This is a genomic window from Cryobacterium sp. PH31-AA6, assembly GCF_030063195.1.
Classification (GTDB): domain Bacteria; phylum Actinomycetota; class Actinomycetes; order Actinomycetales; family Microbacteriaceae; genus Cryobacterium.
This window is the reverse complement of sequence record NZ_JASISS010000007.1, coordinates 63,338-85,489: the sequence shown is the minus strand read 5'-3', so window position 1 is coordinate 85,489 and position 22,152 is coordinate 63,338. Positions and strand designations below refer to the sequence as shown.

General features: G+C 67.0%; 23 protein-coding genes. 4 read left to right on the top strand and 19 right to left on the bottom strand.

Going from position 1 to position 22,152, the window contains the following annotated elements:
- Nucleotides 1–36: 36 nt before the first annotated feature.
- Nucleotides 37–1,041: a cytochrome d ubiquinol oxidase subunit II gene (gene cydB, locus QMG61_RS07550; RefSeq protein ID WP_283493728.1), complete on the bottom strand. Its 1,005-nt coding sequence runs from the start codon at nucleotides 1,039–1,041 to the stop codon at nucleotides 37–39.
- Between the two features lie 9 nt (nucleotides 1,042–1,050).
- On the bottom strand, nucleotides 1,051–2,463 hold the full coding sequence (locus tag QMG61_RS07545) for a cytochrome ubiquinol oxidase subunit I (RefSeq protein ID WP_283493727.1): 1,413 nt from the start codon (nucleotides 2,461–2,463) through the stop codon (nucleotides 1,051–1,053).
- Between the two features lie 93 nt (nucleotides 2,464–2,556).
- Between QMG61_RS07545 and QMG61_RS07540 the strand changes: the two genes are divergently transcribed.
- Together QMG61_RS07540 and QMG61_RS07535 are read left to right on the top strand one after the other, a co-directional pair.
- A complete protein-coding gene (locus QMG61_RS07540; RefSeq protein ID WP_283493726.1) occupies nucleotides 2,557–2,952 on the top strand; it encodes a BlaI/MecI/CopY family transcriptional regulator in 396 nt (131 codons plus the stop codon).
- Nucleotides 2,953–2,968: 16 nt separating this feature from the next.
- On the top strand, nucleotides 2,969–3,916 hold the full coding sequence (locus QMG61_RS07535) for a M56 family metallopeptidase (RefSeq protein ID WP_283493725.1): 948 nt from the start codon (nucleotides 2,969–2,971) through the stop codon (nucleotides 3,914–3,916).
- Nucleotides 3,917–3,998: 82 nt separating this feature from the next.
- On the opposite strand, the gene QMG61_RS07530 is transcribed toward QMG61_RS07535, so the two are convergent.
- From QMG61_RS07530 to QMG61_RS07510, 5 genes are all read right to left on the bottom strand, one after another.
- On the bottom strand, nucleotides 3,999–4,925 hold the full coding sequence (locus tag QMG61_RS07530; RefSeq protein WP_283493724.1) for an ABC transporter substrate-binding protein: 927 nt from the start codon (nucleotides 4,923–4,925) through the stop codon (nucleotides 3,999–4,001).
- The gene (locus QMG61_RS07525) at nucleotides 4,925–5,665 is read right to left on the bottom strand and encodes an ABC transporter permease (RefSeq protein WP_283493723.1); all 741 of its coding nucleotides are present in this window, start codon (nucleotides 5,663–5,665) and stop codon (nucleotides 4,925–4,927) included. The genes QMG61_RS07530 and QMG61_RS07525 overlap by 1 nt, the downstream gene beginning before the upstream one ends.
- Nucleotides 5,662–6,324 (bottom strand): ABC transporter permease, encoded by a 663-nt coding sequence (locus QMG61_RS07520; RefSeq protein WP_283493722.1) that lies wholly within the window; start codon nucleotides 6,322–6,324, stop codon nucleotides 5,662–5,664. Before QMG61_RS07520 ends, QMG61_RS07525 begins: the two co-directional genes overlap by 4 nt.
- Entirely contained in the window at nucleotides 6,321–7,166 is an 846-nt protein-coding gene (locus QMG61_RS07515; RefSeq protein WP_283493721.1) for an ABC transporter ATP-binding protein, read from the bottom strand. The genes QMG61_RS07520 and QMG61_RS07515 overlap by 4 nt, the downstream gene beginning before the upstream one ends.
- A gap of 141 nt (nucleotides 7,167–7,307) precedes the next feature.
- Complete coding sequence (locus QMG61_RS07510) at nucleotides 7,308–7,973, bottom strand: TetR family transcriptional regulator (protein ID WP_283493720.1); 666 nt, start codon at nucleotides 7,971–7,973, stop codon at nucleotides 7,308–7,310.
- A gap of 172 nt (nucleotides 7,974–8,145) precedes the next feature.
- Here QMG61_RS07510 and QMG61_RS07505 point away from each other — a divergent pair, with 172 nt between their 5' ends.
- Nucleotides 8,146–9,177 (top strand): App1 family protein phosphatidate phosphatase, encoded by a 1,032-nt coding sequence (locus QMG61_RS07505; RefSeq protein WP_283493782.1) that lies wholly within the window; start codon nucleotides 8,146–8,148, stop codon nucleotides 9,175–9,177.
- A gap of 21 nt (nucleotides 9,178–9,198) precedes the next feature.
- Here QMG61_RS07505 and QMG61_RS07500 read toward each other — a convergent pair whose 3' ends face one another.
- Genes QMG61_RS07500 through hisD form a run of 3 tightly spaced genes read right to left on the bottom strand, consistent with a single transcriptional unit; the run spans nucleotide 9,199 to nucleotide 12,061 of the window.
- Complete coding sequence (locus QMG61_RS07500; RefSeq protein ID WP_283493719.1) at nucleotides 9,199–10,245, bottom strand: quinone-dependent dihydroorotate dehydrogenase; 1,047 nt, start codon at nucleotides 10,243–10,245, stop codon at nucleotides 9,199–9,201.
- A gap of 3 nt (nucleotides 10,246–10,248) precedes the next feature.
- On the bottom strand, nucleotides 10,249–10,731 hold the full coding sequence (gene nrdR / locus QMG61_RS07495; RefSeq protein ID WP_283493718.1) for a transcriptional regulator NrdR: 483 nt from the start codon (nucleotides 10,729–10,731) through the stop codon (nucleotides 10,249–10,251).
- Between the two features lie 10 nt (nucleotides 10,732–10,741).
- Nucleotides 10,742–12,061, bottom strand: a complete 1,320-nt coding sequence (gene hisD / locus QMG61_RS07490; protein WP_283493717.1) for a histidinol dehydrogenase — start codon at nucleotides 12,059–12,061, stop codon at nucleotides 10,742–10,744.
- 74 nt (nucleotides 12,062–12,135) lie between these two features.
- Here hisD and QMG61_RS07485 point away from each other — a divergent pair, with 74 nt between their 5' ends.
- The gene (locus tag QMG61_RS07485) at nucleotides 12,136–12,681 is read left to right on the top strand and encodes a flavin reductase family protein (RefSeq protein ID WP_283493716.1); all 546 of its coding nucleotides are present in this window, start codon (nucleotides 12,136–12,138) and stop codon (nucleotides 12,679–12,681) included.
- On the opposite strand, the gene QMG61_RS07480 is transcribed toward QMG61_RS07485, so the two are convergent.
- The 9 genes from QMG61_RS07480 to ftsZ form a co-directional block, all read right to left on the bottom strand.
- Nucleotides 12,654–13,436 carry a lysophospholipid acyltransferase family protein gene (locus QMG61_RS07480; RefSeq protein ID WP_283493715.1) on the bottom strand — a complete coding sequence of 261 codons (783 nt, stop codon included), beginning with the start codon at nucleotides 13,434–13,436 and terminating at the stop codon, nucleotides 12,654–12,656. The two genes, QMG61_RS07485 and QMG61_RS07480, sit on opposite strands and share 28 nt — an antisense overlap.
- Nucleotides 13,437–13,458: 22 nt before the next feature.
- Nucleotides 13,459–16,926, bottom strand: a complete 3,468-nt coding sequence (gene dnaE, locus QMG61_RS07475; RefSeq protein WP_502847019.1) for a DNA polymerase III subunit alpha — start codon at nucleotides 16,924–16,926, stop codon at nucleotides 13,459–13,461.
- A gap of 106 nt (nucleotides 16,927–17,032) precedes the next feature.
- Entirely contained in the window at nucleotides 17,033–17,953 is a 921-nt protein-coding gene (locus tag QMG61_RS07470) for an RluA family pseudouridine synthase (protein WP_283493713.1), read from the bottom strand.
- Nucleotides 17,954–17,960: 7 nt separating this feature from the next.
- The gene (gene lspA, locus QMG61_RS07465) at nucleotides 17,961–18,542 is read right to left on the bottom strand and encodes a signal peptidase II (protein ID WP_283493712.1); all 582 of its coding nucleotides are present in this window, start codon (nucleotides 18,540–18,542) and stop codon (nucleotides 17,961–17,963) included.
- Entirely contained in the window at nucleotides 18,532–19,188 is a 657-nt protein-coding gene (locus QMG61_RS07460; RefSeq protein ID WP_283493711.1) for a DivIVA domain-containing protein, read from the bottom strand. Before QMG61_RS07460 ends, lspA begins: the two co-directional genes overlap by 11 nt.
- A 140-nt stretch (nucleotides 19,189–19,328) precedes the next feature.
- Nucleotides 19,329–19,631 carry a YggT family protein gene (locus QMG61_RS07455; protein WP_283493710.1) on the bottom strand — a complete coding sequence of 101 codons (303 nt, stop codon included), beginning with the start codon at nucleotides 19,629–19,631 and terminating at the stop codon, nucleotides 19,329–19,331.
- 8 nt (nucleotides 19,632–19,639) lie between these two features.
- Nucleotides 19,640–20,179, bottom strand: coding sequence for a cell division protein SepF (locus tag QMG61_RS07450; RefSeq protein ID WP_283493709.1), 540 nt, complete (start codon nucleotides 20,177–20,179; stop codon nucleotides 19,640–19,642).
- A 35-nt stretch (nucleotides 20,180–20,214) separates the two neighbouring features.
- Nucleotides 20,215–20,922: a YggS family pyridoxal phosphate-dependent enzyme gene (locus QMG61_RS07445; RefSeq protein WP_283493708.1), complete on the bottom strand. Its 708-nt coding sequence runs from the start codon at nucleotides 20,920–20,922 to the stop codon at nucleotides 20,215–20,217.
- Nucleotides 20,923–20,937: 15 nt separating this feature from the next.
- Complete coding sequence (ftsZ, locus tag QMG61_RS07440) at nucleotides 20,938–22,122, bottom strand: cell division protein FtsZ (RefSeq protein ID WP_283493707.1); 1,185 nt, start codon at nucleotides 22,120–22,122, stop codon at nucleotides 20,938–20,940.
- Between the last annotated feature and the right edge of the window lie 30 nt (nucleotides 22,123–22,152).

The window sequence follows — 22,152 nt, the reverse complement described above, 5'->3', positions numbered from 1 at the left end:
AGGCGGTTGGTTGGCGGCGGCTGGTCGGAGGCCGGGCTAGTGCGTGGCGGCTTCGATGGTGCCGCGGCTGACCCGCTTGCGCAACACCCAGTAGGTCCAGCCCTGGTAGAGGAAGATGACCGGGGCCGCGATCAGGGCGGTCCAGCTCATCACCTGCAGGGTGTACGGGGTCGACGAGGCGTTCGCGATCGTCAGACTGTTCGCCGGGTCGTTGCTGGCCGGCATCACGTCGGGGAACAGGGAGGCGAAGAGGGTGAGCACGGCCAGTCCGATCGTGACGGCCATCAGCGTGAACGCCCAGCCTTCCGAGCCCCGGAGGTTCATGAGGAACGATCCGATCAGGGCGACGGCGGCCAGCGCGGCGAACACTGCGGTGAACAGGCTGCCGAAGGCGAGCACCGTCCAGAGCAGGAACGAGGCCGCAACGACGATCGTGATGAGCCCTGACCGCACGGCGAGTTTCCTGGCCCGCTCGCGAATGTCCCCCTCGGTCTTCAGCGACACGAAGACGATCCCGTGGGTGAAGAAGAGCAGCAGGGTGGTGACCCCGCCGAGCAGGGCGTACGGGTTGAGCAGGTCGAAGAAGCTGCCGATGTAGTTGTGCGCGGCGTCGAGCCGCACGCCCTGCACGACGTTGGCGAAGGCGACGCCCCAGAGCAGGGCGGGCACGGCGCTGCCGACCACGATCATGCCGTCGAACCACTTCTTCCACTCGGATTCCGGCCGCTGGTGCCGGTATTCGAACGACACCCCGCGCACGATGAGTGCGAGCAGGATCAGGAGCAGGGCGAGGTAGAAACCGCTGAACATGGTCGCGTACCACTCGGGGAACGCCGCGAACAGGGAGGCTCCGGCCACGATCACCCAGGTCTCGTTGAGGTCCCAGACCGGTCCGATGGTGTTGATCAGCACCCGGCGGTCGGTGTCATCGCGGCCGAGGAAGGGAAGCGACATGCCGACACCGAAGTCGAACCCGTCGAGCACGAAATAGCCGATGAACATCGCCGCGATGATCCAGAACCAGAGGATGTTGAGTTCCATCAGATGCTCCTAGTAGATCGTGACACGTTGGGGGGTTTCACCGGTGAGCGGATCGGGTACCGGGGCATCCTCAGGGCCCTGCTGGACCGCGCGGAGGATCAGCCGGAACTCCACCACGGCGAGAACGCCGTAGATCAGGGTGAACGCGATCAGGGAGATCAGGATCTCGAGGCCGGAGACGTTCGGTGACACCCCGGACTCCGTCTTCAACAGCCCGAAGACGAGCCAGGGTTGCCGCCCCATCTCGGTGAAGATCCAGCCGACGCTCATCGACGCGAGCGAGAACGGGAAGGACCAGATCGCGACCTTCCAGACCCAGGTGGCCGTCGGGGTCCGACCGCCGCGGGTGAGCCAGAGGCCGACGACGGCGACGAGGATGTGCGCGATGCCGAGGCCGATCATCCAGCGGAACGCCCAGTAGGTGATCCAAATGGTCGGGGTGTAGTCGCCGGGGCCGTAGAGCCCCACATACTGCGCCTGGAGGTTGTTGATGCCTTCGACGGTGCCGTCGAGGGTGTGGGTCGACAGGAAGGACAACAGGTACGGGATCCGCACGGAGAACAGTTCGCTCACGCCATCCGGCGTGCCGAGGGTGAAGATCGAGAAGGATGCGTCCGCGCCGGTCGCCGTCTTGTACATCGCCTCGGCCGCGGCCATCTTCATCGGCTGGGCGGCGGTCATGGCCAGGCTCAGGGAATCGCCGAAGAAGGTGGTGAGCGCGCCGGAGATGACCATCATCCACATCCCGAACTTGAGCGCGGGGCGCATGGTGTCGGCGTGCTGCTTGCGGTACAGGTGCCAGGCCGCAACGGAGATGATCAGCCCTGCCGACACCATGAACGAGGCGAAGATCGTGTGCGGAAAGGACGCGAGCGCGATCGGGTTCGTCAGCAGCTCGCCGATGTCGGTGAGTTCTGCCCGTCCCCTGGTCTCATTGATTCGGAACGCGATCGGGTTCTGCATGAACGCATTGGCGGCGAGGATGAAGTAGGCCGACGCGATCGAACCCACCGCGGTGAGCCAGATCGTGGCGAGGTGCAGCCCCCGGGGAAGCTTGTCCCAGCCGAAGATCCAGAGTCCGATGAAGGTGGCCTCGAGGAAGAACGCCACAATGCCCTCGAAGGCGAGCGGCGCCCCGAAGACGTCGCCGACGAACCGCGAATAGGTGGACCAGTTCATGCCGAACTGGAACTCCTGCACGATCCCGGTCACGACGCCCATGGCGAAATTGATCAGGAAGATCTTGCCGAAGAAATGGGTGAGCTGAAGGTACCTTGCCTTGTCCGTGCGCACCCAGACGGACTGGAAGATCGCGACGGTCAGGGCGAGCCCGATGGTGAGCGGGACGAAGAGGAAGTGGTACACCGTCGTCAGGCCGAATTGCCACCTCGACAGGAGTAAGGGATCCAGCCATTCGTTCATGCGTCCTCCAGGCAACTGCTCTTCTACGGTACGTAGAAGACTACACTTCTACACAACGTAGAACATGTCGGTGAGCGGCGGTAAACTGCCGCCATGGGTAATCTCGGTGTGCTTGAGCGTTTGCTGATGGACGTGCTCTGGGAGTCCGGCCAGTCGCTGCCCGCGAACGAGTTGCGCGACCGTTTGCTCTCCCCGGCTGCCGCGGCGGCAAGCAGCAAGCCCCTGGCCACGACCACGGTGCTCACGGTGTTGTCCCGGCTCGAGAAGAAGGGCTTCGTCACCCGGGACCGCGACAGCCGTCCGCACCTGTACCGGGCGGTGACGACCCGGGCCGAACACACCGCGGAACTGATGCATGAGGCCCTCGGTTCCGCGCCGGACCGCCAGGCCGCGTTGGCCCGCTTCATCGGCAACGTCAGCCCGCAGGAGGCCGACAGCCTGCGTCGCCTGCTCAGCGTCTCAACAACCGGCGATCGATCGGGCTCGTGAGAACCCGACCAACGCGATGCCAGGCGCCGTGCCGGCGGCCGCGCTAGCCCTCTCGGCCCTGGCCGTCGCCCTGGCCTGGCCCCTGCCGATCCTGCTCTCCCGCGCCAGGTGGCCGGCCCGCTCCCCTGCGCTCGCGCTGGTTCTCTGGCAGTCGATCGCCCTGGCCGGAGGACTGTCGATGATCGGGGCGTTGCTCGGCTTCGGTCTGCTCGGCTTCGGGGCGAACCCGCTCGACGGCATCCGCTCCCTCACCGGCAACCTCGACGCTGCGGCGGTCCCGGCCCCGTTCGTGCACGTCTTCGCCCTGGCCGCAGCTCTGCTGCTCGCCGGGCACCTGCTGCTCAATCTGGCGGCCACCTTCCTCCGCGCCGAGGTGCAGCGGCGCCGTCACCACCACCTGGTCGCCCTGCTGAGCGAGCCCCTGGCCGATCGCCCCGGCACCCGCGTGATCGACAGTGCGGCCCCGGTGGCGTACTGCCTTCCCGGTGCGTTGACGTCGGCCACCGTGTTGTCCAGGGGGCTGCTCACGCTGCTCGACGCCGACCAGCTCCGGGCGGTGGTGGCCCACGAACGTGCGCATCTTCTGCAACGCCATCACCTCGTGCTGCTCGCGTTCAAATCCTGGCGCAGCGCACTGCCCTGGTTCCCGATCGCGACCCGCGCCGAAACCGCCGTGGGGCTCCTGGTGGAGATGCTCGCCGACGACCAGGCCAGGCGGCAGGTCGACGACCGCACCCTCGCGATGGCGATCGCGCTGGTCGGCTCGGCACCCGGTCCGACCGGTTCAGACGATGCCCCGGATGCCACCTCATTCGCCTGGCCCGATCATCCGTTCGACCTGCTGACCCCGCGCCTGCGCAGACTGGTCGTGGCCACCCCGAGGCTGGCCGCGCACCAGAGCCTCGGCGTTCTCGCGGCGGCGGCGGGTCTGCTCGCCCTGCCTACCCTGCTCCTGCTCGGCTGACCGCGCACGCAAACGGCGGACACTCCCCCGCGTCTGCTGGGAATGTCCGCCGTCGCTCATGCTGGTGCGGGACGAGCCTGGCCTAGAAGAGCTTGGCCTGTTCCAGCCAACCGGCCGCGATGGCCTTCGCGGATTTCTGGTCGTTGACGCTTTCCGCGTTGAGGCTGACGAGGTCCTCGGCACTCAGGGCCGCGCTGACCTTGTTGAGCACTGCGGCGGCCTTGTCGTCGACCTTCTCCGACACGACGGGAACGACGTTGTCGGGGAAGAACAGCCCGTCGGGGTCGGTCAGGGCAACGAGGTTGTCCGACTTGATGTTCGGGCTGGCGGTGTAGATGTTCGCCAGCTGGATGTCACCGTCGACGAGGGCCTTGACGGTGAGCGGCCCGCCGCCGTCCTCGACCGGCTTGAAGCCGACGACGTCGATGCCGTATTTCTCCTTGAGCGCGGTCGGCCCGTACGGCCGGGTCTCGAGTTCGGAGTTTCCGCCGACCGTGATCGGCTCGGTGACGTTCTTCAGCGACGCCACGTCGGTGAGGTTGTACTTGTCGGCGAACGCCTGCGTGACGGTCCAGGAGTTCTGGTCGGTCGCGGCCGCCCGGTCGAGGACGCGCAGCCCGGAGGGAAGAACCTTCTCCAGTTCGGCGTAGGTCTCGTCGGCGGTGCCCCCGGCAGCGGTCTTCTCAAGCGCCTGCAGGAGACTGCCCGTGTATTCGGGGAAGACGTCGATCTTGCCGCCCGTGATCTCGGGCAGGTAGACCTCGCGCTGGCCGATCCGGAACTGCCGGTCGACCGTGATGCCGTTGGCCTCGAGGGCCTGGGCGTAGATCTCGGCGATGATTTCGTTGGAGTAGTAGTCCTGGGACCCGACCACGATGGTCTGCGAGTCGGCCGACGACGTACTTCCGGTGTCCAGCGGATCACTGGACGCACACCCTGCAAGGGCTACGACGGCCCCAACCGCGACCGCGGCGATTGCCGCGAGCCGGCCTCTTTTCACTGTGAACATTAGCGGTTTCCTTTCGTGATGGCGGATTCCATCCCCGGGCGAGGTCTGGCTGACCTGGCCCGGTCGACTGGGAGGCGGCTCGTTGCGACGCCGCGGGGGACCACGATCCTCTGGATCATGGCGAAGATACCCTCGAGCGCGAGGGCGAGGACGACGACGAGAATCGAACCGCCGAGCATCTGGGCGTAGTCGCGGGTTTTCAGGCCGGAGAACAGGTAGCGGCCGAGGCCGAAGTCCGCCACATAGGCGGCGAGGGTGGCGGTCGCCACGACCTGCAGCGCTGCGGAGCGGAGTCCGCCGATCAGGAGCGGAAGACCCAGGGGAATCTCGACCTGGCCGAGAATCTGCGCCTCGGACATCCCCACCGCCCGCGCGGCGTCGATCGCACCCCGGTCGATGGCCTCGAACCCGGCGTACGCGCCGGCCAGGATCGGCGGGATCGCCAGCACGGTGAGGGCGACGTACGGCGCGCCGAGGCCGATGCCGATCCAGAGCGCAACCAGCGTCAACAGGCCGAGGGTCGGGATGGCGCGCAGTCCACCCGAGACGGCAACGGCCAGGCCGCGTCCCCGCCCGGTGTGCCCGATTGCGAAGCCGAACGGGATGGCGATGGCGGACGCCACCACCAGGGTCAGGAAGGTGAAGCCGAGGTGCTCAAGCACCCGCCCGGGGATGGCGCCGGCGCCGGTATAGTTCGCCGCGTCGAGGATCCAGGCGATCGCAGCACCGAAAATGGTCACGTGGCCGTCTCCACCTTGCTCGTCTTCCGCAGCCTGGTCCAGGGAAGCGCTATCCGTCCCGCGGCGACCAGCGCCCCGTCCAGGAGGAGTGCCAACAGCACGGTCGCGACGATCCCGGCAATGATCTCGGCCTGGATGCCGCGCTGGAAGCCGTCGGTGAAGAGCGAGCCGAGGCTCTGCGCCCCGATGACGGCGCCGACCGTGGCCAGGCTCACGGTGCTCACCGCGACGACTCGCAGCCCGGCGAGCAGCACCGGACCGGCGAGCGGGAGCTCCACCTGCCAGAAGTTGGTCCAGGTCGAGAATCCCACGGCGACCGCCGAGCGCTGCACGTCGACGTCAACGGATGCGAGTCCGTCGGCGACCACCCGCACCATCAGCGCAACGCCGTAGATGGTCAGGGCGATCACCAGGTTGAGCGGGGACCGGAGGGTGGTGCCGACGAGCGCGGGCAGCACGATGAACATCGGGAACGAGGGGATCGCATAGAGCAGTCCGCTCGCGGTGAGGATCACGCCCCGGCTGAGCCGGTAGCGGTTGGCGAGCCAGCCGAGCGGCAGGGCGATCACAAAGCTGAGAATAATCGGGGGCACGCTGAGGATGAGATGGTCAATGGTCCGGTCCCAGATCAGGTCCAGATTCGTCCAGGCCCAGTTCACGGGGTGACCCTCGCCTGCCCGGGGACGGCATCGCCGACGAGCACCCCGGCCAGGCGCCCGTCGCTGTCGACGAGAACGTCCCTGCCGTCGCTCCGTTCGACGTGCAGGGCACGCTTGCCGCGGTCGGCGCCGACGAAACTGGCCACGAAGTCGTTTGCCGGGTTGGCGAGGATATCGGCCGGCGAGCCGATCTGCGCGATCCGTCCGCCCTCCTGCAGGATGACGACCTGGTCGCCGAGCAGGAATGCCTCGTCGACATCATGGGTGACGAAGACCACGGTCTTGCCGAGCTCGGTCTGCAACCGGATGAGTTCCTGCTGCAGCTCCGCCCGCACGATCGGGTCCACGGCGCCGAACGGCTCGTCCATCAGCAGGATGTTCGGGTTGACCGCGAGGCCCCTCGCCACGCCGACGCGCTGCTGCTGCCCGCCGGAGAGCTGGCTCGGATACCTGTCGGCCAGCGCGCGGTCCAGGCCGACGGTGTCGAGCAGGGCCAGGGCGTCCGCCCTGGCCGTCTTCCGCGGCACGCCGCGCAGCAGGGGCACCGTCGCGACGTTGTCGACCACCTTCCGGTGCGGGAGCAGTCCGGAGTTCTGCATCACGTAGCCGATGCTGCGGCGCAACTTCACCGGTTCGAGGGACGCAATGTCGACGTCGTCGATCTCGATCGCCCCGGAGGTGGGATCCACCATCCGGTTGATCATCCGCAGCAGCGTCGTCTTACCCGATCCGGAGGACCCGACGAGTACCGTCGTCCGGTGCGAGGGAATCGTGAGGCTGAAGTCATCGACGGCCAGGGTGCCATCCGGGAACTGTTTGCTCACCGAGCGGAACTCAATCATAGAAGTGGCTCATTCCTCGCCTGAAGTCGGATCAACACGTGCCAGAGGCTTAACCCAATCATTCTTCGTCGCCGAACGGCGCATTGGAGTGAAGATAGTTATCCGCTGAGGGCGAAACGAGGCCGGGGGACGAACCCGGGATCACACCGCGACGACGCTCGGTCCGTAGTAGCCGACCAGGTAGTCGTGCATGACCCTGCGGCACTCCGCGATGAAGCGTTCGTCACCGTTCGGAGTGGTCTGGAATGCGCGCGAGAGGATCGAGTCCGCCATCTCGACGGCCACCTCGAGCCGGAATATCAGGTCGGCGCCGCCGGTCAGACCGAATTCCTCGGCGAGCACACCCGCCAGCTGACGGGCGAAGTACCCCGACTGGAGGTCCTCGCTGCCGCTGACCGGCGTGCGCTCCCGGTCGGCGAAGTGAACGATCCGAAAGCCGGCCTCCGAGCGGTAGAGGTCGACGAAGGCCGTGATGGCACAGTCAACGGCGTCCCACCACGTCTCAGGTCCGCTGGTTTTCAGCTGGTCGACCACGCGCTGACGGAACCGCATGACCGCGCGCTCGCGCAGGGCCTGCAACACCGCCACCCGGTCGGGGTAATACCGGTAAACGGTGCCGATTGACGCCCCCGCGCGTTCCGCAACCATCGCGGTCGTGATGCGGTCGAACCCCACCTCGTCCACGACGACGGCGGCTGCATCGAGCAGCCCTGACAGACGCGCCGTGCTGCGCTGCTGGGTGGGTTCGATCCGCGCCTGCTGGCCCAACACGACAGGATCCCCACCGAAAAGGTCACTAAGTGACACTTGTCCTCCTTGAAGTAAGCCCCAATTCTATGTTGCTGAGTCCGGCTCGAAATGCCAGCGACCGGCCTGATCCCCGGATTGGGGTCACTTCACGCCGCCGGTCCGGGCGCATGCCAGACTAGAGGCTGTGCCGAAGTCATCCCGTATACCGACCGCAGGCACCCCTGCGATGATGATGCATCGCGCCGCACGCATCGAGGACTGGCTGCACGGGACCCGTGAAGGGTTCGCCCGCAAGCGCGGCTACCTGCCGACCGTCATCCCGTACACCGGCTACGGCTCAACCGGATGGGTACGAATCCTCTGCCGCGTACTGCTGTCCAAACCGGCCAGGCCGGGCAAGTCGGTCGGCACCCGACGTCGTCGCTGGCGTTCCGAACGGCGCGACGCCGGCATCCGCGGCTGGCGCAGCTTCACGAGCGTGCCCGTCAACGACGTGACCGTGACCATTGAGATCAACGGGCAGGTGCACCGGGTGCAGGCGGACCGCGGCGGAGTCGTCGACACCGTCGTGCGGGTTGACCTGGCTCCCGGCTGGCAGGTGGCGCGGCTGCACACGGAGGCGTCGGCTCCGGTTGAGGCACCGCTCTTCATCGTCGCCCCGTCGGTTCACCACGGGATCATCTCCGACGTGGACGACACCGTCATGGTCACGACGCTCCCCCGCCCCCTGTTGGCCGCCTGGAACACATTCGTGCTCGACGAGCACGCCCGGGTACCCACCCCGGGAATGGCCGTGCTGCTCGACCGGCTGACGGCCACCGCCGACGGGGCCCCGATGATCTACCTCTCGACCGGCGCCTGGAACGTGGCTCCCACCCTGACCCGGTTCCTCTCCCGGAATCTCTATCCCGCCGGGGCGCTGCTGCTCACGGACTGGGGTCCGACCCACGACCGCTGGTTCCGGAGCGGGCGCGAACACAAGCGCGCCAACCTGCGCAGGCTCGCCCAGGAGTTCCCGGATATCCGCTGGATCCTGATCGGTGACGACGGCCAACACGATGAGGCCATTTACGGCGAATTTCAGCGAGACTTCCCTGGCAGCGTCGATACCGTCCTGATCAGGCAGCTCTCGCCCAGCGAGGCCGTCCTGGCCGGTCGCAGGGTCAAGGACGCCGTCGACGAGAGACACGATCCCCGTTGGATCTACGGGCCGGACGGGTCCAGTCTCGCCGCTCAGCTGGCCGCACAGGGCCGGCTCTAGCCGCCCAAGGGGCGATCGCCCTCAGGATCGTGCGGCGTCCCGTGAGCGGATCCGGTCGAGCCCGCGGTTGATCTGGCGAGCCCAGAGCGGGCCTCGGTAGAGGAACGCGGTGTAGCCCTGAACGAGCGTCGCCCCTTCCGCCAACCGCTCGGCGACCTGCTCGGCCGTCTCGACTCCGCCGACCGAGATCAGGCACAGTTCCCGGGGCACCGTGGCCCGGATCAGGCGCAGCACGGCGAGGGAACGCAGGTGCAGCGGAGCGCCGGACAACCCGCCGGCCCCGGCGGCGGCGACCGTCGCGGGATCGGTGACCAGTCCGTCGCGGGAGATGGTCGTGTTCGTCGCGATGATGCCGTCGAGGCCGAGCTCGACCACGAGCTCCGCGATCCGCGTCACCTCGTCGTCGCTCAGGTCGGGGGCGATCTTCACCAGCAGCGGCGTGCCCGCGGCCTCGGTCTTGACCGCGCGAAGCAGCGGCGCCAGCTGGTCGAGCTCCTGGAGTCCCCGCAGTCCCGGCGTGTTGGGAGAACTCACGTTGACGACCAGGTAGTCGGCCAGGGGCGCGAGGAGCGCGGCGCTGGCCAGGTAATCGGCGGTGGCATCCTCGACCGCCGTCACGCGGCTCTTGCCGATGTTGATCCCGAGCACGGGACGGCCCGGCACGGCGCGCACCCGGGCCAGGCGGACCTGGGCGGCCAGGGCTCCGTCGTTGTTGAACCCCATCCGGTTGATCACGGCACGGTCAGCGATCAGGCGGAAAAGCCGCGGTTTCGGATTTCCCGGTTGGGCGACGGCCGTGATCGTGCCGACCTCGACGTGGCCGAACCCGAGCTGGCCGAGACCGATCACGGCCTTACCGTCCTTGTCGAAACCGGCGGCAAGGCCGAACGGAGTGTCGAAGTGAAGGCCGAGAGTATCGACGCCCTGGTCCGTCGCCGGGGCGGTGAACCGGCGAACCAGACGCCCGAAGCCGAGGGCGGGCAATGCCCGAATCACGGTGAAGGCGAGGTGGTGCGCACGCTCGGGGTCGAGCCGGGAGAGAACGGCCGTGAAGAAGATGCGATACACGGGTCAGAGCTCCGCCTGGCCGGCCGACGCCGTGCCGTCGACGTGCCCGGTGCGCAGCTGGGCGATGGCGCTCTCGAAGTCTTCGAGCGAATCAAAGCCCTGGTAGACACTGGCGAAACGCAGGTAGGCGACCTCGTCGAGGTCGCGCAGCGGCGGCAGGATCGCCAGACCGATGTCGTTCGCGTCGACCTGCGATGCCCCGGTCTGCCGGATGGTCTCCTCCACCTTCTGGGCGAGCATGGCGAGGTCGGAATCCGTCACCGGCCGCCCCTGGCACGCCTTCCGCACGCCGGACACGATCTTGTCCCGGCTGAACGGCTCGACGACGCCGCTGCGCTTGATGATGTTGAGGCTCGCGGTCTCGGTGGTGCTGAACCTGCGCCCGCACTCCGGGCATTGGCGGCGACGGCGAATCGAGAGTCCGTCGTCGCTGGTGCGCGAGTCGATGACTCTGGAGTCCGGGTGGCGACAGAACGGGCAGAACATTTGGCCAAGCCTACCGTTCCGCGTCGGGGTGGAACCGGGCGATCACGGCGTCGCCGTGAGCGGGCAGCGCCTCGGCCGCCGACAGGGCAGCGATGTGTCCGGCGACGGCGAGCAGCGCCTCCCGGCTGTAGTCGATGACCTGCTGGGGACGGAGGAAGGTGTAGGCGCCCAGCCCCGAGGAGAAGCGAGCCTGGCCCCCGGTCGGCAGCACGTGGTTGGAGCCGGCCACGTAGTCGCCGAGGCTGACCGGGGAGTACGGGCCGAGAAAGATGGCTCCCGCGTTGTCGATGAGGGCGAGCACGGCCTGGGGGTCTTCGGTCTGGATCTCCAGGTGTTCCGGTCCGAACGCGTTGCTGAACGCGGCGGCCGCGGCCAGATCGTCGACGAGCACGATCGCGGACTGCCGCCCGGACAGCGAGGCGATCACCCGGGCGCTGTGTGTCGTCGTCGTCGCCAGTTCGGCCAGGCGCAGGGTCACGGCATCCGCCAACGCCACGGAGTCGGTGACGAGCACGGCCGCAGCCAGCTCATCGTGTTCGGCCTGGCTGACCAGGTCGGCCGCCACGAGCAGTGGGTCGGCCGCCGCATCCGCGATCACGAGGATGTCGGTCGGGCCGGCCTCAGAGTCGATCCCGGTCACGCCGCGAACAAGCCGTTTGGCGGCGGCGACGTAGACATTGCCGGGGCCGGTGACAAGCTGGACCGGGTCGAGTCCGAGCCCGGGGACCCCGTAGGCGAAGGCACCGATGGCCCCCGCGCCGCCCATCGCGTAGATTTCGTGCACGCCGAGCAGCCCGGCTACGGCGAGGATCGTGGGGTGCACCCGTCCACCGAAATCGCTCTGCGGCGGCGACGCGAGGGCGAGCGACGTCACTCCGGCAACCTGGGCCGGCACGACATTCATGACGACGCTGGACGGGTACACGGCCTTGCCGCCGGGAACATAGAGCCCGACACGGCTGACCGGCTGCCAGCGCTGGGTGATGACGGCGCCGTCGGCGATCGTGGTCGTCACCAGCGGCGGCACCTGCGCCGAACTGGCGATCCGCACCCGGCGGATGGTCTCTTCGATGGCCGCGCGCACGTCGGGGTCGAGCCCGGCCACCGCCTCGGCGATGTCGGTTGCCGGCACCCGCACGTGCGCGGGGCGGACCCGGTCGAGGCGTTCGGCCTGATCGAGCAGTGCGGCCTCTCCCCTGGCGCGCACGTCGTCGATCAGGGTGGCTGCGACATCGCTGGCGACGGTCACGCTGGTGAGGGCGCGCGGCACGGCGGCCAGCAAGTCGGCGGGGGTGGGCCTGGTGCCCCGAAGGTCAATTCTCTGGATCATGTCTGACCAGCCTAGCGATCAACGACAGCGTTCACGGGAATAGGCTGGTTGACGAGGAGCTTGATTCAAACAGCATGAACGACATCAACACACCAGAGACCACCGCCGCTCCAGCCCTGGAGGGCGACCCGAACGCGCCACAGGATCTCGCGGCCTTCAAACACGCGTTTCGACGCCACGCCGCCGGGGTCTCCGTGATCACGTCGCTTCGACCGGACGGCACCCCCGTCGGGTTCACCGCCACGTCCCTGGCCTCCCTCTCGTCGGTGCCGCCGCTGGCCACGTTCAACATGGCGCGTTCGGCCAGTACCTGGTCGGCCATCGCCGGGAACGACCGGGTGGTGATCCACCTGCTCGGGGCGCGCAACCGCGCCCTCGCGCAGAAGCTGTCAGGGCCGCAGGAGCAGAGATTCATCGGCGACCATTGGACGCCCGGCCCGCACGGTCTCCCGGTGCTCTCTGGTGTGACGTCCTGGATGGTCGGACGGATCGTCGAGCGTGTGCTCGTGCACAACAGTGCCGTCGTGATCGTGCAGATCGAGGAGGGCGGCATGGGCGAGAACGACGACGCGCTGCTCTACCATGAGCGCGCCTATCGGGTGCCGGGCGCCGAACTCTGATCGTCGCGGCGCCGTTGGCGTTCGGCCTCGACGATGGCGGCCTCCTCCGGTGTCGGAGCGCTGCCGCCGAGGTGCCTGGGCTGCCACCACGCGCCCGTGCCGTCCTCCGGGTAGCGCGCCTGGAGGCCATCGACGAGGGTCTGCAGGGTGGCGTGCAATTTCAGGGTGAGCTGCTGCGCGTCCACATCGGCCGACACGGCGATCGGCTCACCGATGGCGACCTCGATCGGCGCCCCGAACGCTTCCCGGAGGGTCGGCTTCCGGTTCTTGGTGAGCAGGCGATGCCCACCCCAGACCGCGATCGGCACGATGGGAACCCCGGCCTCCGCCGCCATCCGGATCGCCCCGGATTTCAGTGACCGCACCGTGAAGGATGCGTTCACGCCGCCCTCGGGGAACACCCCGAGCATCTCGCCGGCGCGCAGGGCGGCCACGGCCTGGACATACGCCTCGGCCCCGGCCTTCATGTCCACGGAGATGTGCCGCATCCCGCGTAACAGCCACCCGACGACGGGCTTGGCGAAGGCGCCCTTCTTGGCCAGGAAGCGGATGTGTCGCCGATTGTGCCGCCAGGTCATCCACTCGACCAGGGCGAAGTCGGCGTAACCGAAGTGGGTGATCGCCAGGACGGCTCCCCCGGTGTCGGGGAGATTGGCGAACCCGGTGACCGCCGGCTTGAGTCGCAGCAGACCGAAGACGGAACGCCCGACCGAGATGGCGGTGCTGTAGATCGGTTCTCTGGCTTGCCTTGTCATGGCTAAAGGCTACAACGCGGCGTCAGGTCAGGCAGTACGGTCCGAGCAGACTCTTCAATTCTCCGAACAGGTCGGCGCTGATCGTGATCCGGAACGGTAGCTCGAACACGCGAGCCGTCGTGCCCTTGACGAGTTTCAGCCGCACCTCGGAGCTGCCGCCGTGTCTGCCGAGCACCTCCCCGAGTGCGGTGACGGTGTCGGTCGTCGCCCGAGCCTCGGCCAGTGTGATGGCCAGCGGTCCGGATTCGGAGGCCTGGCCCAGCTCGGGAGCGAAAATGCTGTAGGCGTGCAGGTTCATCCCGTCGTCCCGCAGGCTCACCCGGCCGCGCACGACGACGATCGAGTCGCTGATCAGGTCGGGGGCGAACTCCTGGTAGGCCTTCCCCATGAACATGACGGCGATTTCCCCGCCGAAATCCTCGACCTGGATGATGCCGTACTGGTTGCCTGATTTCTTCGCGATCCGGTGCTGCACGCCCGTGATCAGACCCGCGACGGTGACGGTGTCCGCATCCTGGGTCTGGTCCGACGCCATCAGATCGACGATCGTGGTGCTGGCGTGCTTGGCCAGCGGGATCTCGAGTCCCGCCAGCGGGTGGTCGGAGACGTAGAGGCCGAGCATGTCGCGCTCGAAGGCGAGCTTCTCCTTCTTGCTCCACTCCGGCCGGTCGGGGACCTGCTCGGTCTCCTGCGGGTCGTCGAACAGGCTGTCGAAGTCAAAGCCGACCATGCCGTGCTCTTCGTCGCGTTTGATCTTCACGGCGGACTCCACGGCGGCCTCGTGGATTTCGACCATTCCACGCCTGGTCGCGCCGAGCGAGTCGAAAGCACCCGCCTTGATCAGAGATTCGACCGTGCGCTTGTTGGCGACGGGGATCGGCACCTTACGCAGGAAGTCGTGGAACGATTCGAACGCGCCCTTCTCCGTGCGGGCCGCGCGGATGGCGTCGACCACGTTGAAGCCGACGTTGCGCACGGCGCCCATTCCGAACCGGATGTCGGTGCCGACGGCGGCGAAGTAGCCGATCGACTCGTTCACGTCGGGCGGCAGCACCTGGATGCCCATCCGGCGGCACTCGTTGAGGTAGAGGGCGAGCTTGTCCCTGGAGTCGCCGACGCTGGTCAGCAGCGCGGCCATGTACTCGGCCGGGTACTTGGCCTTGAGGTACGCGGTCCAGTAGGACAGCACGCCGTAGGCGGCGGAGTGGGCCTTGTTGAAGGCGTAGTCGGAGAACGGCAGCAGGATGTCCCAGACGGTCTTCACGGCGTCCATGGAATACCCATTGGCGACCATTCCACCGGAGAAGCCCTCGAACTGCTTGTCCAGCTCGGATTTCTTCTTCTTGCCCATCGCTCGCCGGAGGAGGTCGGCCTGGCCGAGCGAGAACCCGGCCAGTTTCTGAGCGATCGACATGACCTGCTCCTGATACACGATCAGGCCGTAGGTGGTGCCGATGACGTCCCTCAGCGCCTCTTCCAGTTCCGGGTGGATCGGCACGATCTCCTGCTGCCCGGTCTTGCGCAGCGCGTAGTTGGTGTGCGAGTTGGCGCCCATGGGGCCGGGCCGGTACAGGGCGATGACCGCAGAGATGTCTTCGAAGTTGTCCGGTTTCATGAGTCGCAGCAGCGCCCGCATCGGTCCACCGTCGAGTTGGAAAACGCCGAGGGTGTCGCCGCGGGCGAGCAACTCGTAGGCTGCCGGGTCTTCCAGGCCGAGTTCTTCGAGCACGGGCCGGTGACCGCGGTTCACGGCGATGTTGTCGAGGGTGTCGTCGATGATGGTGAGGTTTCGCAGCCCCAGGAAGTCCATCTTGATCAGGCCGAGGGCCTCGGATGCCGGGTAGTCGAACTGGGTGACGACCTGCCCGTCGGCCTCGCGCTTCATGATCGGGATGATGTCGATCAAGGGGTCGGAGCTCATGATCACGCCGGCCGCGTGCACGCCCCACTGGCGTTTGAGGTTCTCGAGGCCGAGGGCGGTGTCGAAGACCGTGCGGGCTTCCGGGTCGGATTCGATCACCGCACGGAAGTCGGCCGCTTCGCGGTAGCGGGCGTGATCCTTGTCGAACATGCCCGTCAGGGGCACATCCTTGCCCATGATGGCCGGCGGCATGGCCTTGGTGAGCTTGTCACCCATGCCGAACGGGAATCCGAGCACCCGGGAGGCGTCCTTGAGGGCCTGCTTCGCCTTGATCGTGCCGTAGGTGACGATCTGCGCGACGCGCTCCTCGCCGTACTTCTCGGTGACGTAGTGAATGACCTCGCCGCGGCGGCGCTCATCGAAGTCCACATCGAAGTCGGGCATGGAGACACGGTCGGGGTTCAGGAACCGTTCGAAGATCAGTCCGTGCACGAGCGGATCGAGGTCGGTGATTCCCATCGCGTAGGCGACCATCGAGCCTGCGCCTGACCCACGGCCGGGCCCGACCCGGATCCCCTGTTTCTTGGCCCACATGATGAAGTCGGCCACGACCAGGAAGTAGCCGGGGAAGCCCATCTGGATGATGATCCCGATCTCGTAGTCGGCGCGCTTGCGCACGTCGTCCGGGATGCCGTTCGGGTAGCGCTTGGCCAGCCCGATCTCGTTCTCTTTGACGAACCAGCTCTCCTCGTTCTCCCCCTCCGGGCACGGGAACCGGGGCATGTAGTTCGCCTGGGTGTTGAACTCGACCTGGCAGCGTTCCGCGATCAGCAACGTGTTGTCGCACGATTCGGGATGGTCGCGGAAGAGGTGTCGCATCTGCGCGGCGGTCTTGAGGTAGAACTCGTTGGAGTCGAACTTGAACCGGTTCGGGTCGTCCAGGGTCGAGGCCGACTGCACGCAGAGCAGGGCGGCATGGGCCGTCGCGTCGTGGGCGTGGGTGTAGTGCAGGTCATTGCTCGCCACGAGCGGGAGGCCCAGTTCTCCGGCGAGCTTGAGCAGGTCCGTCATGGTGCGGCGCTCGATGTCGATGCCGTGGTCCATGATTTCGCAGAAGAAGTTCTCCTTGCCGAAAATGTCCTGGAAGTCGCCGGCGGCCTTTTTCGCTTCTTCGTACTGGCCGAGGCGGAGCCGGGTCTGCACCTCGCCGCCGACGCATCCGGTTGTGCCGATCAGGCCCCCGGAGAATTGCGACAGCAACTCCCGGTCCATCCGGGGTTTGAAGTAGTAGCCCTCCAGGCTGGCCTTGGACGAAAGCCGAAACAGGTTGTGCATGCCGGCCGTGGTCTCGGAGAGGAGGGTCATGTGCGTGTATGACCCGGCGCCGCCGACGTCGTCGCGATTCTGACCGTTGGTGCCCCAACGCACCCTGGTCTTGTCACGACGGTCGGTTCCCGGCGTGATGTACGCCTCGGTGCCGATGATCGGCTTGATCCCGGCCTCGGTCGCGGTGCGCCAGAAATCGAACGCCCCGAACATATTGCCGTGGTCGGTGATGGCGACCGCGGGCATCTCCTGCTCGATGGCGGCGTTGATCAGCGGTTTGACGCGCGCGGCACCATCGAGCATCGAATACTCGCTGTGCACGTGCAGGTGCACGAACGAATCCTTCGATCCACCCGACTTATTCTGAGGGGACAAAACGGCTCCGAGGTGTTGAAATGGGCGCTACAGGTCAGGCGTCACGCAGCACGTCGAGGGCGTGCGCGAGGTCGGCCGGGTAGTCGGCGTTGAAGGTGACCCACTCGCGTGAGTCGGGGTGGGAAAAAGCGAGTTGCTTCGCGTGCAGCCACTGCCTGGTCAGACCGAGCCTGGCGGTGATCGACGGGTCCGCGCCGTACATGGCGTCGCCGACGCACGGATGCCGCTGGGCGGCCATGTGTACCCGGATCTGGTGGGTGCGCCCGGTCTCCAGGTGCACCTCCAGCAGGGACGCCGACCGGAACGCCTCGAGGGTCTCATAGTGGGTGATGGAGTCCTTGCCACCGGCGACCACGGCGAATTTCCAGTCGGACCGAGGGTGACGGCCGAGAGGGGCGTCGATCGTTCCGGCAAGCGGGTCAGGGTGCCCCTGGACGACCGCGTGATAGATCTTCTCGACCTCCCGGTCGTGGAAGGCCCGTTTGAGGGCGGTGTACGCCGCTTCCGACTTGGCGACCACCATCAGTCCGCTGGTGCCGACGTCCAGGCGGTGCACGATGCCGGCCCGTTCCGCGGCGCCGGAGGTCGCGATCCGGTAACCGGCGGCCGAGAGGGCGCCGAGCACTGTCGGACCGGTCCAGCCGACGCTGGGGTGCGCGGCCACGCCGGACGGTTTGTTGACGACGACGATGCTCTCGTCATCGTGCACGATCGTGAGGTTCGGAACCGGGATCGGCACGATGGTGAGCGCCTCGCGCGGCTGCCAGTTGACCTCGAGCCAGGCTCCGCCGTGCAGGCGGTCCGACTTCCCGACGACGGCACCGTTCAGGGCCACCCCGCCGGCCTCGGCAACCTCGGCGGCGAAGCTGCGGGAGAAACCGAACAACTTGGCAATGCCGGCGTCGACGCGAACACCGTCGAGGCCGTCGGGAAGGGGAAGGGAGCGTGTTTCCATGGCTGAGTCAGGGTGCTAACTGGGTGGGGGTGGATGCCGGTGCGTCCGGGGTCTTCGGGGCGGCTGGATCTGGTGTGACCGCGCGACGACCGTCGAGACCGATTCCCCGGATGGTGAGCCACATGAAGATGATCATGCTCGTCACGATCGACATGTCCGCGACGTTGTAGATGGCCGGGATCAGCCAGGGGGTCGAGATGAAGTCGACCACGTGCCCGAGCCCGAAGGACGGCTCCCGAAGCAGGCGGTCCGTCAGGTTCCCGAGCACGCCGCCCAGCAGGAGTCCGAAGACCAGTCCCCAGGCGAGGGAACGGATGCGCCCGGCGAACCAGACGATGAACGCCACCACGGCGACCGCGATGATCGAGAAGATCCACGTCATCCCCGTTGCCAGGGAAAACGCCGCGCCCGGGTTCCGAACGAAGTGCCACTGGAGCACGTCATTCAGAACCCGGACGGTCACGCCCTCGGTGAGTCCGGAGACTACGAGGTACTTGCTGATTTGATCCAGCGCATAGATGCCCAGCGCGACAAGGGCCAAAACGATGAGCGCGCTGGAACGCTTCTTCGCTCGGTCCTTAGGCGCCAAAGCCCTGGAAGCTCGGCTTCGGTGCGTTGCCCGAGTCGCTGCCGGCGTTCGCGCCGACCGGGGAGGTGGCGTCGAGGTCGCGCAGCTGGCTCTCGATGTAGCTCTTCAGCTTGAGGCGGTATTCGCGTTCGAAGGTGCGCAGCTCGTCGATCTTGTTCTCGAGAACGGAGCGTTCCTTGTCGAGCACATTGAGCTGGGCGCGCTGCTTGGCCTCGGCCTCGGCGACCAGACGGGCCGCGGTGGCGTGTCCCTCGGCGATGAGTGCATCGCGCTTCTCGACACCCTCCTTGACGTGCTCCTCGTGCAGGCGGCGAGCCAGCTGGAGCAGGTTGGTGGTGCCAGCGGTCTCGTCGACCGGCTCGGCGATCGCGGAGGCGACCGGCGCTGCGACCGGCGCTGCGACGGGAGCCGGGGTGGGCTCTGGTGCAACTTCGGGTGCCTTGACGGCCTCGGCCAGGACAACGGGCTCAGCCGCTCCGCCACCGGCGGACACGCGAGCACGGAGCTCCTCGTTTTCCGCGGTCAGGCGACGCAATTCGACAACAACCTCATCGAGGAAGTCGTCTACTTCATCCTGATCGTATCCTTCGCGGAACTTCGTCGACTGAAACCGCTTGTTGACTACATCTTCCGGAGTTAGCGCCATGGCTTCCCACCCTTAAAACTTGAGTTTGCGAACATTCTGATGTCGTTCTACCAACGTACCAAGGACCGACCCATGTCGCTCCGCGTCGGCCCGGCACGTCACCGATCAAGAATACATGCCCCGACCGTGGCGAGCAGTATTTAGAGCCGGACGAGCGCCCCGGCGATCCACATTCCCACGATCACACAGAGCATCGTGAGGCTCCAGCCGAAATCGAAGGCGACGGGACCGAGTCGAAGCGGCGGCATGATCCGGCGGAAGAAACGCACCGGCGGGTCCGTGATCGAGTAGACGAACTCGACGAGCACGAGCAGGAACCCGGTCGGACGCCAGGCGCGATTGACGCTGCGAACGAGGTCGACGATGAAACGACCCCACATGACGAAGAAATACAACAGCAGTGCGTAATACGCGACCGTGCCAAGGAATGAAACGACGAACACGGGCGGGTCTACGACTGCGCGAAGAACGACGCCTCGGCGTCAGGCTCTTCACCCGCGTTGTCTCCGGAGACAACGACATGGGACGGGGAGAGCAGGAACACCTTTGCCGTGACGCGCTCAATCTTTCCGTACAGCCCCTGGGACAGGCCACTGGCGAAGTCGATCAGGCGCCGCGCATCCGCATCGCTCATCTGCGACAGGTTGATGATGACCGGAATGCCGTCGCGGAAGGACTCGGCGATCGCCTGAGCGTCCTTGTACTGGCGCGGGTGGACGGTGAGGATTTCATTCATTTCTGAGGCAGCCACATTCTTGGGAGCGGAGGTCTTGCGCAACGGCGTCACCGGTGCACGGCCGGCCGAGCCGTGGACGGCGCTGGAGTGCGTCGAACCGGAGGCGGCGGAGTGGGGTGCGGCGGTCTTCGGTGCGGCGGAGTGCGCCACAGCGGAGTTCGAATTGGCGACCGGGGCAGCCGCAGGCGCCTCGTATTCCAGTTCTTCGTCTGCCAGGCCCAGGTAAACCATGGTTTTCTTGAGCGGGTTGGACATCTCGACCTCCGTGTTGGTGATACTACGTGTTCAGATTAACCGAGTACCGGGCGATTCCCGGTGATTGCGGTGCCAATTCGTAGGTGTGTCGCCCCTTCGCGGATCGCCTCCGGGTAGTCCTGGGACATCCCCATCGACAGAAACGTCGCGCCGGGCGCGGTGAGCCTCGCGCGCTCGCCGAGCTCGCGCACCCGGCCGAACGCGCGGCGGGGTTCGACCCCGAGCGGAGCCACGGCCATCAGCCCGAGCAGCCGCAGCCCTTCGGTGGCCTGGACCCGTTCGACGAGGCCATCGAGGTCCTGGGGCTGCGCGCCGCCGCGGGCCGGATCGTCCGTCAGGTTCACCTGCACGAAGCAGTCGACCGTGGACTCCTCTGAGCGCAGGGCATCGGCCAGGCTCACCCTGTCCACGGAGTGGATGACCTGCGCGTACGCCCTCACCTGCCTGGCCTTCTTGCCCTGCACCTGGCCGACGAAGTGCCAGGTCAGGCCGAGCGAGGCCAGGGCCGCGGCCTTGGCCTGGGCCTCCTGATGCCGGTTCTCGCCGACATCGTGTACGCCGAGGGAGTGCAGCTCCTCGATCAGCGAGACCGGGTGGAACTTGGTCACGACGATCGTGGTGATGTCACCTGGCTCCCGGCCGGCCGAGGCCGCGGCCTCCGCGACCCGGCCCCGCACGAGTGCGAGGCGTTCCCGGAGGCCCGACGGGATCGGGCCCTCCTGGGCCGCGTCCGGGTCGTTCATCGCTCTGCAGTCGACTTACTTGAGGAAGTCGGGGATGTCCAGGTCGTCCGGGTCCTCCTCGAACGCCGGGTCGGCCACGGCTGCGCCGGGCTCGACGCCGGACCAGACAGAGGATCCGGCTGCGTCACCGACCTCGTACTGACCCGAGTCACTGCCGATGGATGCCCCGCCGGCCGCCCCGGACACGCCGGCCGCAACGCCGGCGGCAACGAGGTCCGCGCGGCGGACCTCGACCGCCTTGGCGCCCGGTTCGCCGCCGTCGAAGCCCGCGGCGATGACGGTGACCCGCACCTCGTCACCGAGGGTGTCGTCGATGACCGCACCGAAGATGATGTTGGCCTCGGGGTGCACAGCTTCCTGCACAAGCCGGGCGGCATCGTTGATCTCGAAGATGCCCAGGTTGGAGCCGCCCTGGATCGAGAGCAGCACGCCGTGTGCGCCGTCGATCGAGGCTTCCAGGAGCGGGGAGGCCACCGCGAGCTCCGCGGCCTTGATGGCGCGGTCGGCACCGCGGGAGGAACCGATGCCCATCAGAGCCGAGCCGGCACCCTGCATGACCGACTTGACGTCGGCGAAGTCGAGGTTGATCAGGCCGGGAGTGGTGATCAGGTCGGTGATGCCCTGAACGCCGGCGAGGAGAACCTGGTCAGCGGTCGCGAACGCCTCGAGCATGCTGATCCCGCGGTCGCTGATTTCCAGCAGACGATCGTTCGGGACGACGATGAGGGTGTCGACCTCGTTCTTGAGCGACGCCACGCCGGCCTCGGCCTGGGCCTGGCGACGCTTGCCCTCGAAACCGAAGGGCTTGGTGACGACACCGATGGTGAGCGCGCCGATCGACTTGGCGATCCGGGCCACGACGGGGGCGCCGCCGGTTCCGGTTCCACCGCCCTCGCCCGCAGTGACGAAGACCATGTCCGCGCCGGCCAGGGCCTCTTCGATCTCCTCGGCGTGATCCTCGGCGGCACGGCGGCCGACCTCGGGGTCCGCTCCGGCGCCGAGCCCGCGGGTGAGGTCGCGACCGACGTCGAGCTTGACGTCGGCGTCGCTCATCAGCAGTGCCTGGGCGTCCGTATTAATGGCGATGAACTCGACCCCACGGAGGCCAAGCTCGATCATGCGGTTGACGGCGTTGACACCGCCGCCACCGATTCCAACAACCTTGATGACTGCGAGGTAATTCTGATTTGTTGTTGACACGTCCGGCCTCCGGTGGAACTCTAAACCTTT